General features: G+C 56.8%; 18 protein-coding genes. 8 read left to right on the forward strand and 10 right to left on the reverse strand.

The genetic code is table 11. The annotated features are described in order from the left end of the window. Nucleotides 1–310: 310 nt before the first annotated feature. The 7 genes from cstA (at nt 311) to F3J26_RS14100 (ending at nt 5904) form a co-directional block, all read left to right on the forward strand. A complete protein-coding gene (cstA, locus tag F3J26_RS14070) occupies nt 311–2416 on the forward strand; it encodes a pyruvate/proton symporter CstA (RefSeq protein WP_008454692.1) in 2106 nt (701 codons plus the stop codon). Nucleotides 2417–2555: 139 nt separating this feature from the next. After that, nucleotides 2556–2753 carry a YbdD/YjiX family protein gene (locus F3J26_RS14075; protein ID WP_166866308.1) on the forward strand — a complete coding sequence of 66 codons (198 nt, stop codon included), beginning with the start codon at nt 2556–2558 and terminating at the stop codon, nt 2751–2753. A gap of 125 nt (nt 2754–2878) precedes the next feature. Next, nucleotides 2879–2977, forward strand: coding sequence for an ilvB operon leader peptide IvbL (gene ivbL / locus F3J26_RS14080; protein ID WP_071842708.1), 99 nt, complete (start codon nt 2879–2881; stop codon nt 2975–2977). Between the two features lie 108 nt (nt 2978–3085). Further along, nucleotides 3086–4774, forward strand: a complete 1689-nt coding sequence (gene ilvB, locus F3J26_RS14085) for an acetolactate synthase large subunit (protein WP_008454696.1) — start codon at nt 3086–3088, stop codon at nt 4772–4774. A 3-nt stretch (nt 4775–4777) separates the two neighbouring features. Next, nucleotides 4778–5074, forward strand: coding sequence for an acetolactate synthase small subunit (gene ilvN / locus F3J26_RS14090; RefSeq protein ID WP_008454697.1), 297 nt, complete (start codon nt 4778–4780; stop codon nt 5072–5074). A gap of 208 nt (nt 5075–5282) precedes the next feature. Next, a complete protein-coding gene (locus tag F3J26_RS14095) occupies nt 5283–5612 on the forward strand; it encodes a type II toxin-antitoxin system RelE/ParE family toxin (protein WP_008454698.1) in 330 nt (109 codons plus the stop codon). Then, nucleotides 5602–5904: an addiction module antidote protein gene (locus F3J26_RS14100; protein WP_008454699.1), complete on the forward strand. Its 303-nt coding sequence runs from the start codon at nt 5602–5604 to the stop codon at nt 5902–5904. The genes F3J26_RS14095 and F3J26_RS14100 overlap by 11 nt, the downstream gene beginning before the upstream one ends. A 7-nt stretch (nt 5905–5911) precedes the next feature. On the opposite strand, the gene lldD is transcribed toward F3J26_RS14100, so the two are convergent. From lldD to F3J26_RS14120, 4 genes are all read right to left on the reverse strand, one after another. Then, nucleotides 5912–7054, reverse strand: a complete 1143-nt coding sequence (gene lldD, locus F3J26_RS14105; protein WP_008454700.1) for an FMN-dependent L-lactate dehydrogenase LldD — start codon at nt 7052–7054, stop codon at nt 5912–5914. After that, nucleotides 7051–7839 carry a transcriptional regulator LldR gene (gene lldR, locus F3J26_RS14110; RefSeq protein WP_166866296.1) on the reverse strand — a complete coding sequence of 263 codons (789 nt, stop codon included), beginning with the start codon at nt 7837–7839 and terminating at the stop codon, nt 7051–7053. Before lldR ends, lldD begins: the two co-directional genes overlap by 4 nt. Continuing rightward, nucleotides 7836–9491 carry an L-lactate permease gene (gene lldP, locus F3J26_RS14115; RefSeq protein WP_166994457.1) on the reverse strand — a complete coding sequence of 552 codons (1656 nt, stop codon included), beginning with the start codon at nt 9489–9491 and terminating at the stop codon, nt 7836–7838. Before lldP ends, lldR begins: the two co-directional genes overlap by 4 nt. A 257-nt stretch (nt 9492–9748) precedes the next feature. Then, nucleotides 9749–10144 carry a (R)-mandelonitrile lyase gene (locus F3J26_RS14120; RefSeq protein WP_166994459.1) on the reverse strand — a complete coding sequence of 132 codons (396 nt, stop codon included), beginning with the start codon at nt 10142–10144 and terminating at the stop codon, nt 9749–9751. 157 nt (nt 10145–10301) lie between these two features. Here F3J26_RS14120 and F3J26_RS14125 point away from each other — a divergent pair, with 157 nt between their 5' ends. After that, on the forward strand, nt 10302–11195 hold the full coding sequence (locus F3J26_RS14125; RefSeq protein ID WP_008454704.1) for a LysR family transcriptional regulator: 894 nt from the start codon (nt 10302–10304) through the stop codon (nt 11193–11195). Between the two features lie 251 nt (nt 11196–11446). Here the strand turns inward: F3J26_RS14125 and F3J26_RS14130 are convergent, their stop codons facing one another. The 6 genes from F3J26_RS14130 to F3J26_RS14155 all read right to left on the reverse strand — a co-directional run bounded on the left by F3J26_RS14130 (nt 11447) and on the right by F3J26_RS14155 (nt 14954). After that, nucleotides 11447–11917, reverse strand: coding sequence for a DoxX family protein (locus F3J26_RS14130; RefSeq protein WP_286180285.1), 471 nt, complete (start codon nt 11915–11917; stop codon nt 11447–11449). 19 nt (nt 11918–11936) lie between these two features. Continuing rightward, entirely contained in the window at nt 11937–12683 is a 747-nt protein-coding gene (locus tag F3J26_RS14135) for an HvfC/BufC family peptide modification chaperone (protein ID WP_166994461.1), read from the reverse strand. Then, nucleotides 12680–13516, reverse strand: coding sequence for an MNIO family bufferin maturase (gene bufB, locus F3J26_RS14140; protein ID WP_205246505.1), 837 nt, complete (start codon nt 13514–13516; stop codon nt 12680–12682). The genes F3J26_RS14135 and bufB overlap by 4 nt, the downstream gene beginning before the upstream one ends. 16 nt (nt 13517–13532) lie before the next feature. Further along, nucleotides 13533–13799, reverse strand: a complete 267-nt coding sequence (locus F3J26_RS14145; RefSeq protein WP_008460533.1) for a BufA1 family periplasmic bufferin-type metallophore — start codon at nt 13797–13799, stop codon at nt 13533–13535. 91 nt (nt 13800–13890) lie between these two features. Beyond that, the gene (locus F3J26_RS14150) at nt 13891–14658 is read right to left on the reverse strand and encodes an alpha/beta fold hydrolase (protein ID WP_008460535.1); all 768 of its coding nucleotides are present in this window, start codon (nt 14656–14658) and stop codon (nt 13891–13893) included. A 32-nt stretch (nt 14659–14690) separates the two neighbouring features. Next, nucleotides 14691–14954: a YdgH/BhsA/McbA family protein gene (locus F3J26_RS14155; protein ID WP_157141438.1), complete on the reverse strand. Its 264-nt coding sequence runs from the start codon at nt 14952–14954 to the stop codon at nt 14691–14693. Nucleotides 14955–14976 lie beyond the last annotated feature (22 nt).

Raw genomic sequence — 14976 nt, forward strand, 5'->3', positions numbered from 1 at the left:
GAAAGTGCGGAAACACGCTATTGCAAATGAAAACAATTATCAATGTCTTTATCAATTGCATTTTTGCAATCTATTAAAGCCGCTAATTAATCAGCCTGGGTTATTACTCCCCGTATCAATCATTCATTAACCTGATGCTCCACAATTGACCTTCTGCTGTTACGGTTCCGATACATATTTAGGTGATCTCATTAACAAACTGAGGTAAATGCCCCGTGTTTTGCCCCCTTCCGATTGTGAGAATCGCTATTCCAGGCTAGAAACAAAATGTAACAACTCTCGGTATCCACTTAGAAAACGGACAAAATTGATGGATAGATTTGGGAAACACCTCGTCTGGGTCGTGCTCGCTTTGATCGGCGCATTCGCCCTCGGCTACATCGCACTGAATCGCGGTGAACAGATAAATGCGCTGTGGATTGTTATTGCCTCAGTTTGTATCTACCTGATTGCCTATCGTTACTACGGTTTGTTTATCGCTAAACGCGTGCTAACGGTGGATGCCACGCGCATGACGCCGGCCGTGCGAAACAATGACGGCCTTGATTACGTCCCAACGGATAAAAAAGTGCTGTTTGGCCACCACTTTGCCGCCATCGCCGGGGCGGGGCCGCTGGTGGGACCGGTGCTTGCCGCGCAAATGGGTTACCTGCCGGGCATGCTTTGGCTGCTGGCAGGCGTGGTACTGGCGGGCGCCGTGCAGGACTTTATGGTGTTGTTTGTCTCCACGCGTCGCAACGGGCGTTCGCTGGGGGAGTTAGTTAAAGAAGAAATGGGCAACACTGCGGGGGTTATCGCACTGGTCGCCTGCTTTATGATCATGGTGATTATCCTGGCCGTGCTGGCAATGATCGTGGTGAAGGCGTTAACCCACAGCCCGTGGGGGACTTACACCGTGGCCTTCACCATCCCGCTGGCGCTGTTTATGGGCGTCTACATTCGCTATTTACGCCCTGGGCGTATCGGCGAAGTGTCGGTGATTGGCCTGGTGATGCTGGTGTTTGCCATCATTTCCGGCGGCTGGGTAGCGGAGAGCCCGACCTGGGCGCCGTACTTTGATTTTACGGGCGTGCAGCTCACCTGGATGCTGGTAGGGTACGGTTTTGTGGCCTCGGTGCTGCCGGTGTGGCTGCTGCTGGCCCCGCGTGATTACCTCTCCACCTTCCTGAAAATCGGCACCATCATCGGGCTGGCTATCGGCATTTTGATCATGCGTCCGACGCTGCAAATGCCATCATTAACAAAATTCATTGATGGCACCGGCCCGGTCTGGAGTGGGGATCTGTTCCCGTTCCTGTTTATCACCATCGCCTGTGGGGCCGTTTCCGGCTTCCACGCGCTGATTGCTTCCGGCACCACGCCAAAAATGCTGGCGAACGAAAATCAGGCCTGCTTCATTGGCTACGGCGGCATGTTGATGGAGTCCTTCGTAGCGATCATGGCGCTGGTGGCAGCCTGTATCATCGATCCGGGCGTGTACTTCGCGATGAACAGCCCGATGGCTGTATTGGCGCCTGCTGGCACGGCGGATGTTGTCGCTTCTGCCGCGCAGGTGGTGAGCGGGTGGGGCTTCCATATCACCCCGGAAACGCTGACCAACATTGCCAACGAAGTGGGCGAACAGAGCATCATCTCCCGCGCCGGTGGGGCACCAACGCTGGCCGTTGGCATGGCATATATTCTGCACGGCGCGCTCGGCGGGCTGATGGACGTCTCGTTCTGGTACCACTTTGCCATCCTGTTTGAAGCGCTGTTTATCCTGACGGCGGTGGATGCCGGGACTCGTGCGGCACGTTTTATGCTGCAGGATCTGCTGGGCGTAATCTCTCCGGGACTGAAACGGACGGATTCGCTGCCGGCCAACCTGCTTGCCACCGGGCTTTGTGTGCTCGCCTGGGGTTACTTCCTGCATCAGGGCGTGGTCGATCCGCTGGGCGGCATTAACACGCTGTGGCCGCTGTTCGGTATCGCCAACCAGATGCTGGCGGGCATGGCGCTCATGCTGTGCGCCGTTGTGCTGTTCAAAATGAAGAAGCAGCGCTATGCCTGGGTGGCGCTGATGCCGACCGCCTGGCTGCTGGTGTGCACGTTAACCGCAGGCTGGCAGAAAGCGTTCAGCTCGGATGCAAAAGTGGGCTTCCTCGCCATCGCCAATAAGTTCCAGGCGATGATCGACAGCGGTAATATTCCGGCGCAGTACACGCAGTCGCAGCTCAGCCAGTTGGTGTTTAACAACCGCCTGGATGCGGGGCTGACCATCTTCTTTATGGTGGTGGTTGTGGTGCTCGGCTGGTTCTCGCTGAAAACTGCGCTTAAGGCGCTGAAGTCTGAGCAACCGACGTCGAGCGAAACGCCGTATGAGCCGATGCCTGAGAATTACGAACAGATCGTGGCGCAGGCGAAGAGCGTACATTGATTTTACCCTCTCCCTGAAAGGGAGAGGGGATAAATTGGGTTTTACCTTAGCTCTGAGCGGAGAAGGGCGCATTTTTTATCTTTTTCCCTCTGCCCTTTGGGGAGAGGGCTGGGGCGAGGGGCAACCCACTGGAGGTACCATGTTCGATAGTCTAGCCAAAGCCGGGAAATACCTCGGTCAGGCCGCGAAGCTGATGATTGGCGTACCCGACTACGACAACTACGTGCAGCACATGCGTCTGACGCACCCTGAGCAGACGCCAATGACCTATGAAGAATTTTTCCGCGAGCGTCAGGATGCCCGCTACAGCGGTAAAGGCGGCGGACGCTGCTGCTAAGACTTAGCATTTAACAAAAATGTGACATTTAGCTCGTTTTTTAGCTGACGTTAAAAATCCTGTTGTGCGAAACCAGCGAGTATGATTTTATCAATATCGACTTTTAATCTTGATTCAGGAAACCCATGACTCATTCCCTGCAGACTTCGACCCTACTAGTTACCGCGCTACCAGCCGCGGTGGTCGTCGTGCGTGTGGTGGTGGTCGTCGGCAATGCGCCGTAGGGACTGAATCAACGCATCGATTCCAAACCCCGCCGGCGCAAACCGGGCGGGGTTTCTTGTTTTAAGTGCCTGCCCAGAAGCGAACCGGCTAATTATAAGGACTGGAGCATGGCAATTTCGGACACACCCGCACAACGCATCACCGGCGCCCAGCTGATTGTAAAAATGTTGGAGCATCATGGCATTACAACGGTTAGTGGCATTCCCGGTGGCACCGTACTGCCGCTCTACAATGCCTTGAGCCAAAGCCCCCGCATTCGCCACGTTCTGGCTCGCCACGAGCAGGGCGCGGGATTTATGGCGCAGGGTATGGCGCGTACCAGCGGCAAACCGGCGGTCTGCATCGCCTGCAGCGGGCCGGGGGCCACAAACCTTGTCACCGCCATTGCCGACGCGCGTCTCGACTCTATTCCGCTGGTTTGTATCACCGGCCAGGTCCCCACTTCAATGATTGGCGCCGATGCTTTCCAGGAAGTGGACACCTACGGTATTTCGATTCCTATCACCAAGCATAACTACCTGGTGCGCAGCATTGACGAGCTGCCGCAGGTGATTACCGACGCTTTTCGTATCGCACAGTCCGGCCGCCCAGGGCCCGTCTGGATCGATATTCCTAAAGACATTCAGACCGCTGAAATCGACATTGCCGAACTGCCCGCGGTAGCCGCGCCTTCCGCTGCCCCGGCCTTTGACCATCAGGACATCGCCCGTGCGGCAGCGATGATCAACGAAGCCAAACGCCCGGTGCTTTATCTGGGCGGCGGCATTATCAGCGCGGGTGCAGCGGAGCAGGCGCGAGAGCTGGCGGAGCGTGCCGGGCTGCCGACAACCATGACGTTGATGGCACTGGGGACGATCCCCGCCCGACATCCGCTCTCTCTGGGAATGCTGGGAATGCATGGCGCGCGGAGCACCAACTTTATCCTGCACGAAGCCGATCTGTTGATCGTGTTGGGCGCACGCTTTGACGACCGTGCCATTGGTAAAACTGAGGAGTTTTGCCCGAATGCCAAAATTATCCACGTTGATATCGATCGTGCCGAGCTGGGCAAAATTAAGCAGGCCAACGTGGCGATTCGCGGTGACGTACGTGAAGTGCTGAGTCAGCTTATTCCGCAGACCAAAAACGCCCGGCGCAGCGAGTGGCTGCAGACGGTGAGCGAGTTGCAGCGTGAGTTCCCATTTGCCACGCCGGGGGCAGATAATCCGCTGATGCCTTATGGACTGATCAAAGCCGCAGCGGCCTGCGTAGACGATGAGGCTATTGTTACCACAGACGTAGGCCAGCACCAGATGTGGGTGGCTCAGGCTTATCCGCTCAACCGTCCGCGCCAGTGGCTGACGTCCGGCGGCCTGGGCACCATGGGCTTTGGCTTACCGGCTGCGGTTGGCGCGGCGCTGGCCGAACCTGGCCGTAAAGTGCTGTGCTTCTCCGGCGACGGCAGCCTGATGATGAATATCCAGGAGATGGCGACGGCGGCGGAAAATAATCTGGATGTGAAAATCATTCTGATGAACAACCAGGCGCTGGGGCTGGTACACCAGCAACAGACGCTGTTCTACCAGCAGAATATCTTCGCCGCGACTTACCCCGGCATGACGGATTTCCTGACCATCGCCCGCGGCTTTGGCCTGGCAACCTGCGACCTGAACCAGGCGGAAGATCCCCAGGCCGCGCTGCAGGAAGCGATTTCTCGCCCTGGGCCTTGCCTGATCCACGTGCGTATCGACGCCGATGAAAAAGTCTACCCAATGGTGCCGCCGGGTGCCGCCAACACTCAGATGATTGGAGAGTAAGTCATGCAGCAATCTATCACTAAACAATCCACCGTCATTCTGGAACTCACGGTGCGCAACCACCCGGGCGTGATGTCACATATCTGCGGCCTGTTTGCCCGCCGCGCATTTAACGTGGAAGGCATTCTCTGTTTACCGCTGCCGGAAGGCGATCAGAGCCGCATCTGGCTGCAGGTAGCAGACGATCAGCGGCTGGAGCAGATGGTCAGTCAGGTCGATAAGCTGGAGGATGTGGTGCAGATCATTCGCCACGCCGATGATCCAGGCATCTTTAACCGCCTGACCGCATTTGTGCAGTAAATAAACCAGGGGCTTTCAGGCATATTTTTGAAAGCCCCGAGCCAGGATGAATAACTCCCCGGAAACCGTGCCGCAAACCCTGCATACCAAAGAACGATTTCAACCAACCTCAAGCAAGAATTCGTTAGCCTGCCCTGAGAAAAATAAGCGCGATTAAATTTTGTTCGTGCTTGACCGTTGCTTTAAAGCTACACTCAGGGAGTCAAGGATGTACATGATTACGTTCTTCAAAACGACAGAAGGAAAAACGCCGTTCAAAGCCTGGCTAAAGGCGTTAAAAGATGCGAGGGCAAAAACCAAAATAGTCATGAGGATCGACCGACTTTCCTTTGGTAACCCTGGCGATCATAAACCCTGTGGACAGGGCGTATGGGAAATGCGCATCGATGAAGGGCCTGGCTATAGGGTGTACTACGCCCAGGACGGCAAAGCAGTCTGGCTGCTACTGGCGGGGGGAGATAAACGCAATCAACAGGCGGATATCGAACGTGCAAAAGAATGGTGGCTTGAACATCAAGGGAGAAAAAATGAAATTTAGCGAATTTGATCAAACGGTTATTGATATGCTCCGCGACGATCGTGCCTTCGCCGTGGAGTACCTGAAAGAAGCTTTTATTGGGCTGGACGGTGACGACGGCGAAGCGGTGTTTCTCATTGCCATGCGTCGGCTGGTAGAAGCCAGAGGTGGCTTTACGGAGATTGCCAGAGCGGCAAACCTAAACCGTGAAACGCTGTACCGCACGCTGTCGGAGCGTGGAAACCCCACCATCAAAACCACCAAAAAGGTTCTGCACGCGGTGGGGATTCATTTTTCAGAGATTGCGGGCTGACCGTACGCTATAAACCCTGGCGAACCAGCAGGTCAGGGGTGATTTCGGCAATGGACTTCGCGCCGGTGAGCGTCATCGCCACGCGCATCTCTTTCTCCATTAAGTTCAGCAGATTGCTAACGCCAGCCTCACCATGAGTGGCGAGTGCATACAGGAAAGCGCGCCCCAGCAGCACAGTGTCAGCGCCAAGCGCAATCATACGTACCACGTCCAGGCCATTGCGGATGCCGCTGTCCGCCAGAATGGTAAGATCGCCTTTTACCGCGTCGGCAATGGCGGGCAGGGCGCGGGCGGAAGAGAGCACGCCGTCCAACTGGCGGCCACCGTGGTTAGACACCACGATCCCGTCGGCGCCGAAGCGTACCGCATCGCGAGCATCTTCCGGGTCGAGGATCCCTTTAATCACCATTGGGCCGTCCCAGAATTCGCGGATCCACTCCAGATCTTTCCATGAAATGGACGGATCGAAGTTATTGGCCAGCCAGCCAATATAATCCTCCAGCCCGGTTGGTTTACCGAGATAGGTGGAAATATTGCCCAAATCATGAGGGCGGCCATTTAGGCCAACGTCCCATGCCCACTGCGGGTGCGTCATCGCCTGGAAATAGCGGCGCATCGCGGCATTAGGGCCGCTCATGCCAGAGTGAGCATCACGATAGCGCGCCCCTGGCGTCGGCATATCGACGGTAAATACCAGCGTGGAGCACCCGGCGGCTTTCGCTCTCTCCAGCGCGTTGCGCATAAAACCGCGATCTTTCAAAACATAAAGCTGGAACCACATCGGGCGGTTAATCGCCGGTGCGACTTCTTCAATCGGGCAAACGGACACCGTCGACAGGGTAAAAGGAATGCCTTTTGCTGCGGCAGCTTTTGCGGCCTGAACTTCTCCCCGGCGGGCGTACATCCCGCAAAGCCCCACAGGGCCGAGGGCGACGGGCATAGACAGCGTTTCGTTAAACAACCGGGTTTCCAGGCTCAGCGCCGACATGTTTTTCAGCACGCGCTGCTTGAGCGCCACCTGCGCCAGATCTTCCACGTTGCGCTTCAGCGTATGCTCGGCATAGGCTCCTCCGTCAATGTAGTGGAATAAAAAAGGCGGCAGAATGCGCTCGGCGGCGGCACGGTAGTCGGTTGCTGCGGAAATAATCATCGTTTCTTTTCCCTTATTTCATCACTTGCTTCGTCCGGGAGGCGGGTAATGCGTGCCTGACGGGCTTCGTCTTCCTGCAGAGTTTTGATAGTGGTGTGGACGTAGCCGAGGTGCGACTGGGCAGCTCGCCTTGCGCGCTCGGCGTCTCCGGCCAGAATCGCCTGCAATAATTCGTCATGCTGCTCGGTTAGCCCGGCAAAAATGGCCGGGACGGTGTACATGCGCTGGCGGCTGTGCAGCACCGAAGATTGCAGCAGGTCGAAGAACCCGCGCATGGTCTGCAGCAGCACGATATTGTGGGAGGCTTCGGCAATCGCCAGGTGAAATCTGACGTCGGCCTGGGCGGCTAAATCCGGGTCATCGCTCTCTTTAAATTTGAGCGTGGCATCGAAGCAGGCGATCAGCTTTTCTTTGTCGGCCTGCGTCGCCCGCATGGCGGCGTACCAGGCCGTACTGCCTTCAATGGAGTGCCTCGCTTCGAGGATATCCAACTGGTAATTAGGGTCGCCCTCAACCAGCGTTTTCAGCGGCTGTACGATGCGCTGTTCCGACCATTGTTCGGTCTGGTAGCGCAGATAAGTGCCGCCGCCGCGCCGGCTGGCCAGCACGCCTTCGCCAATCAGCTTTTGAATCGCCTCGCGTAAAATCGAGCGCGAACAGCCCAGTTCGGCGGCCAGCTGGCGTTCGGCGGGCAACCGCATGCCCGCCTCCAGATTACGTTCTTCAATCAGCGCCTTAACACGCTCAACCATCTGGTCGGCAAGGCGCGGCACAGCTTGGGTCATGGGATCATCCAGGTTAAAACATAGGCCTGCAGCGTGGTAATCACTCCCACCATGCAGGTGAAAATCAGGCTGTGCTTCACGGTGAAGCGGAACAGGTCTGACTCTTTCCCGACCAGCCCCACCGCCGCACAGGCAATGGCTATCGACTGCGGTGAAATCATCTTCCCGGTCACGCCGCCGGTAGTATTGGCCGCCACCAGCAGAAGGTCCGACACGCCAATCTGCTGCGCGGTCGTGGCCTGCAGCGCGGCAAACAGCGCGTTAGACGAGGTGTCCGACCCGGTGAGGAACACGCCCAGCCAGCCAAGGAACGGCGAGAAGAAAGTAAACGCGTGGCCGGTATGCGCCAGCGCCAGGGCCAGCGTCGCCGACAGCCCGGAATAGTTGGAGATAAAAGCAAACGCCAGCACCATGCCAATGGAGTAAATCGGCAGCGCCAGCTCCTTGAGCGTTTCGCCGAAAGTAACCAGCGCCGCTTTCGGTTTCATGCGCAGGTAAACAATTGAGATCAGCGCCGCGACCAGGATTGCCGTGCCGGTGGCTGACAGCCAGTCGAACTTAAACACCGCGGCGTAAGGCGCACTGGCGGTAACGACCGGCGGCATTTTGGCGACAAGGTTATCCAGGAACGGCACGGAGAAATTATAGACCCAGTCCGCCATCGCGCCGCCTTTGGCGAACAGCGCTTTAAACGGCGGAATGCTCCACAGCGTAACCGTGGCCGTTAAAAACAGGAACGGCATCCAGGCTTTGACAATCTGCCCGGTCGTGTATTTCTGCGCAGTCTGCGCCTGCACGGTTGCAGCCGCGTTCTCGTTATCAAAGCGGAAAATGCGCACCGGCTTCCAGACCCGCAGGAACGCCGTCAGGCACACCAGCGACACCAGCGAAGAGATAATGTCCGGCAGCTCGGGGCCGATAAAGTTAGAGCTGAGATACTGGGCGATAGCAAACGAGCCGCCTGCTACGATTACCGCCGGCCAGGTCTCTTTGATTCCGCGCCAGCCGTCCATAATCGCCATGATCCAGAACAGCACAATGATCGTCAGGAACGGCAGCTGGCGGCCTACCATCTGGCCGATTTCGAAGCTGTCCAGGCCGGTAACCTGCCCGGCAACGATAATGGGGATTCCCATCGCGCCGAAGGCCACCGGCGCGGTGTTCACTATCAGGCACAAACCTGCGGCGTACAGCGGCTTAAACCCGAGGCCGACCAGCAAGGCTGCGGTAATGGCAACCGGCGCCCCAAACCCGGCAGCCCCTTCCAGAAAGGCGCCGAAAGAGAAACCGACGATCAGCATTTGCAGGCGCTGGTCCGGCGTGATCGACAGGATAGAGGAGCGAATAATGTCGAACTGCCCGGTTTTGACCGAAATTTTGTAGACAAACACCGCGGCCACAATAATCCAGGCGATGGGCCACAGGCCGTAGAAGAAGCCGTACACCACCGAGGCAAGCGCGCGATCCACCGGCATGCGGTATAAAAACAGGGCAACCAGCAGGGCGAGAAATACCGTGATCGTTGCCGCTTTGTAGCCCTTCATCCGCAGCTTAATCAGCGCGAAGAAGAAAAACAGAATAGGGAGCGCGGCAATCAGGCTCGACAGCCAGATATTCCCGAGCGGGTCGTAGAGTTGGGGCCAGACTTGCATGCAGGTGTTCTCCAGGGTGAGGCGTTTATCGTTTTTTATTAGATTGGTAGGACCAATTTTGCTTTGTAGAGCAAATGATGGCTAATGGTTAATCTTGTGTTAATGAAAGGCAACGACCTGACGAGTGTTTATCAGCGTTTTGTAGAAAAGGGCACGTTTTTAGTCAGATTGGTAGGACCAAAAAACGGCTCTCCTGGCGGGAGAGCAGTGAAGGGAGAAAGCGATTGCCGGGGGGATGACAACGCAGGTTTCGCGGCTTACTTTTTGTATTGCTCGTCACTGACTTTTTCCAGCCACTCAACGGGGCTGCCGTTTAAGGACTCCGCTATGGCGATATGCGTCATTGCCGTCTCCGGCGATGCGCCATGCCAGTGTTTAACGCCTTCAGGTATCCATGCGATATCGCCCTGATTCAGCTCCTGAATTTCTTCGCCCCATGCCTGAAGCCAGCCTCGCCCCTGGGTGACTATCAGCGTCTGGCCGAGGGGATGAGTATGCCAGGCCGTGCGTGCCCCCGGCTCAAAGGTGACAATTGCTCCGCCAACGCGGGCGTTTTCAGTGCCACTAAAAGGTGAATCAATGCGTACTGTGCCGGTGAAATAACTTTCCGGGCCCTGCTGTGAAGGTTTTGAACCGCTGCGGATAATTTTCATCAAATGCTCCAGTCGAGAAGGTCATCGTTCGTTGTCATACGGTAGTCCCGAACGCTGTAGAGAACTAGCCAGGGAAAAGTACAGGAGCTTATGAATCCAGTTCATTAATCTCGCTATACTGGGAATATTCTGTTCCTTAGTGAGGCTTGTTTCGGCCATGCTGAAAGAAAACTTCAACGATCTAATGTCATTTATCGAAGTGGCACGCGAGCGCAGCTTTACCCGAGCAGCGGCAAAGCTTGGCGTGTCCCAGTCCGCGCTCAGCCACGCGATTCGTGGTCTTGAGGAGCGTCTTCAACTGCGCTTACTGACCCGCACCACGCGCAGCGTCGCGCCCACTGAAGCCGGTGAAAAGCTGCTTGCCAGCCTGTCGCCTCGCTTTGCCGATCTTGAAAACGAGCTGGTTGCGTTGAGTGAAATGCGTGCGCGGCCGGCGGGCAACATTCGGCTCAATGCGGCCGAACACAGCTTGCAGTCGGTTTTATGGCCGGTGTTGAAAACTTTCCTGGTCGACTACCCGGACATCAATGTAGAAATCAGCGTGGATAACGCCCTGACCGATATTGTCAGCGGGCAGTTCGACGCCGGGATTCGTCTCGGCGAGCAGGTGGCAAAAGATATGGTGGCCGTGCGCGTTGGCCCGGAGCTTACTATGTCGGTCATTGGTTCTCCGACCTATTTTGCGAAACATGGCTATCCGGCGACGCCGCAGGATCTCCAGCAGCATAATTGCATCAATATGCGGCTGCCTACCCTGGGAGGACTGTATGCGTGGGAATTCGAAAAGGACGGGCGTGAGCTGAAAATTCGCGTGGATGGGCAACTAACGTTCAACAGCCTGAGCCAGCGCATTGATGCCGCGCTGCAAGGTCTCGGCCTGGCATTTGTGCCGAGCGACACGGTTTCCGATGAGCTTGCCGAAGGGCGGCTGGTCCGGGTTCTGGAGTCCTGGTGCAAACCGTTCCCAGGTTATTACCTTTACTACCCCAGCCGTAAGCAGCACACGACCGCGTTCTCCCTGCTGGTGGATGCGCTGAGATACTCTTCCTGAGCCGTTGGTGATAAGCGGATTTTATTCTGGTTCAGCGACATCAAAGCCCGAAGACGCGCAGACCCTTTTCCTGGCCCACTTCGTAACTCATTGATTTATCCATTCAGCAGAGTCGTGTCCCAAAAAGGACAGGAATGAGAAAATAGACAGCTTTATCAGTTTCAACAAGGCGTTAGCTGTGAAAAGCTCTTGTTCACTGCCGTACAGGCAGCAGGCGAGGCGCGATAGATGAAGTGCCTCGCCTGTTTTTCTCATACCAGCCTCAGAACCCTGTCCAGCGACCAGCGGCCAGCGCCACGGGCGATAACCAGCAGCAGTAATCCGCCCCAGATCAGGTGCGTGGGCCATGCGTCCGGGTAGACAAAAATTTCAATCACCAGGGTCATAAACAGCAATCCCGTTGCAGCGAAGCGTGAAAATAATCCCAGCACCAGCAAAACAGGGAAAGTATGTTCGGCCAGCGTGGCCAGGTGCGCGGCGATATCATAGGGGATAAGCGGCAGCGCATATTCGGTGCGGAACAGCTCGTAGGTGGACGGTTTTAGCGTCATAAACCCCGTGACTTTTGTGCGGCCAGAAAGGAAGAACACGGCGGCAACGCCCACGCGGGCTATCAGCAACAGCAAGTTGTCGCCGACGCCTCTCTCGATGCGATCCCAGAGTCTATTCCATAGCGCTCTCACGCCTTGTTCTGTCATGTGTTGTTCAGATACTTTCATCATTTATCCTCAAAAGGTGTGATTAAAATGCGGCGAACACGCCGCGACTAAGCAGGTTGCTGAAAAAAGGGCCGAGGGCGAGGGCTGGCTCGGCAGCCAGGGCCTGTTCGCTAGCCTGATCGAGGGTTGCCCCCAAGCGGCAGGCAGTCAGGAAGACCGATCCGCCCTGGCTTAAGGGTTCGGCAAAAATGCGCTGCTGGCGGCGAACCAGCAGAGCGCCTTCGCCCTGCCAGTGAATCGTCTCCGGCGCGGCGGTTTGTTCGCGGTTGAACGCCCAGAGCGTGAACACCGGCAGCGTGGGGTGCCAGTACCAGCGAACGCTGTCCCGCAGCCGTAATGATGTGGTGCCCAGGGTATCCGCCGTGGTGCTTGCCAGTGCATGCACGTCCAGCGGGGCCGAGGCCGGGGCACAAAACACCTCCAGCCACAGCTTGTCCAGCTCGGCCACGGCGCTTAAATAAGTCAGTTCTCTGGCCGGAGGATAAGCGCTAATAAAGGCGGGGAAGGCGTCGCCATAGCGAACCAGTTCACCTTCGTATGGGGGGCGTTCAAGCGCATAGCCGCGCGCCATTTGACGGAAAAAATCGGTTCCGGTAAGCCTGGATACGCTGGGGAAGTTAGCGTCCAGGGCGTCAACGCAGGCTTTGATCACGCTGTTGCGATAAACGGCAATACCGGGCTGATGCTGAAGATGGCTTAGCTCGGATCTAGCCTCACCGTATAACAGGCCAATAAATGCCTCGTGGTAGCGGCTTAACTGAGTGCTCATACGGCGGCTCCCATTGTGTCGAGGATGCGCTGGGCACGCTGCTGTTCGGCCAGCAACACGTTAAACGCAGGCAGGTTGCCATCCCGTTCAATAAGCGTGGGTTTTGCTCCCGCCCGCTGAATCAGTTGCGTATACAGCCGCCAGACCTCCTCGGATATTGACTGATCGTGGCTGTCGATCAGCAAATCGCTGCCCCCTTCGTCGGGGCTAAAGCCCGCCAGATGGATCTCAGTCACACGTTCGACCGGGAAACAGCCCAGCCAGGCTGCGGCCTCAAAGCCGAGGTTGTGGGCGCTGAGCCAGACGTTGTTCAGATCCAGCAGTAGGCCACACCCACTCCGGCGGCTGACTTCGCCGAGAAATTCGATTTCATCCCATTCGTGTTCCGGCATCTGCAAATAGTGCGTAGGATTTTCCAGTGAAATCTGGCAGCCCAGCGTGTCCTGCGTGCGGTTAATGTTGTCAATAACGCGGTGCATCACCCGCGTTGTCCTCGGCACCGGCAGCAGGTCAGGATAATAAATCCCGTTCCAGCGCGACCAGGCGAGGTGCTCGGAAACAAGCGCTGGTTTGATGTCAGTCACTAGCGCTTTTAGCTGCGCGAGCAGTTGGGCGTCCGGTGGCTCGTCACCGGCCAGTGAAAGCGAAACGCCGTGCAGCGAGATCGGGTGTTGCTGGCGGATGGCCGCCAGCCACTCTCTGCGCGGGCCACCCGCCATGAGATAATTTTCACTGTGAACCTCGAACCAGAGAGAGGATGGACTGGCCCTGGCGTCGGCGTAATGCTCGGGCTTAAGGCTTAATCCGGCGCCTAAAGAGTGTGTCATCGTCATGGGAGTGGCCCTTTGATTAGCCTTCGGTCAGCGAGCCGTGGCCATTCGGCGTCTGGATCGCGGTGCAGGTCCCCGCTGGCACCATTTTGTAGGCATTTTTCTGGTAATCGACTTTGGAGGTTCCCGCGCAGGTGGTACCGGCGCCGGCCTTACAGTCGTTGTCTGCGGCTTTGGCAATGCCAAAACAGCGCTCAAGGTTTGGCCCGGTTAATTCAGCGGCAAAGGATGCCGCGCTGAAAGAAACCAAAGACAGGGCAATCGCGGACATAGCAATACGGTTCATCGTGTTCTCCAGATAATTAAAATGAATTTAGGGACGGCAATCATCGGCTATTTATTGAGAGCGTTATTTCCTCCTCATTGAATAAGACGCATTAATTTCCCGACGTAATATTCACGGCTTTAAATATCGTGCGGGCGACATTTTTCGGGTCATACAGCATCGGCACATGGCTGACCGGTAACTCGGTGACGTGGGCGTGAATTTTCTTCGCCATCGCTCGCTCCAGATCCGGGTTGATCATCCGGTCATTGCTGCCGACCAGGAACCAGCTCGGTTTCTGCTGCCAGGCAGCGGTGGTCACTTTTTCGGTAAAGCTTGCGGCGGCGATCGGCATCTGGGTGATGCCAATAATGTTCTGCGCTTCAGGCGTCGCATCCTGGGCAAAATCGGTGGCGACGGCCTTCGGATCGAGGCTCAGAAAGCCGTCCGCACCCTTGATGATTTTTGCGCTGCCGGGCGGGGCCGGGAAGCTGTTGGCCAGATCGGCCGTGGACTGACCCGGCGATGGTGCAAAGGCATTGATGTACACCAGGCCTTTCACTTTCGGATCGTTACCCGCCTCGGTAATCACCGTCCCGCCCCAGGAATGACCTACCAGAATAACGTCGCCTTTGGCACGGGCGATGGCGCGTTTGGTCGCCGCCACGTCGTCTGCGAGTGAGGTTAATGGGATCTGCGCGGTGATGATTTCGTAATGGCGCGTTTGCAGAACCGGGATCACCTGCTCCCAACTGCCGGTCGCGTCGGCGAAGGCGCCGTGCACTAACACGATGGTGTGCTGAGTTTCCGCCTGGGCGGCAAATCCGGTCATCAGGCCAGCCGCAGCCAGCGCCAGCAGCGTTTTACGCGTGGGTTTCATCTTCTTTTCCTGTTTTAGGGGGAGGGAATAAATCAGCGGTAAATATCGGCGCTGCCGAAGTAGCTGTTGTTGCCGCCGGCGGAGACCACTCGCCAGGCGCTGGCCCCGGCTTTTTCAGCTTTTGCAGCCAGTTTTTCATTGAGCTGATCGAGAGACAGCGTGGTGCTATCGCTTTCTGTGACGGTGCCAATTTTGACCAGGCCCTGAGCGCTGTGGACTTCTTTGGCAGCAAAGGCAGGCGCTACAGCAGCGGCCAGGACGAGCGGGAGAATAACGGTGCGGAACAGTTTCATCATAGGCCTCACATATCGGGTCGTT

The organism is Enterobacter sp. Ap-867, assembly GCF_011752855.1.
Lineage (GTDB): Bacteria > Pseudomonadota > Gammaproteobacteria > Enterobacterales > Enterobacteriaceae > Cedecea.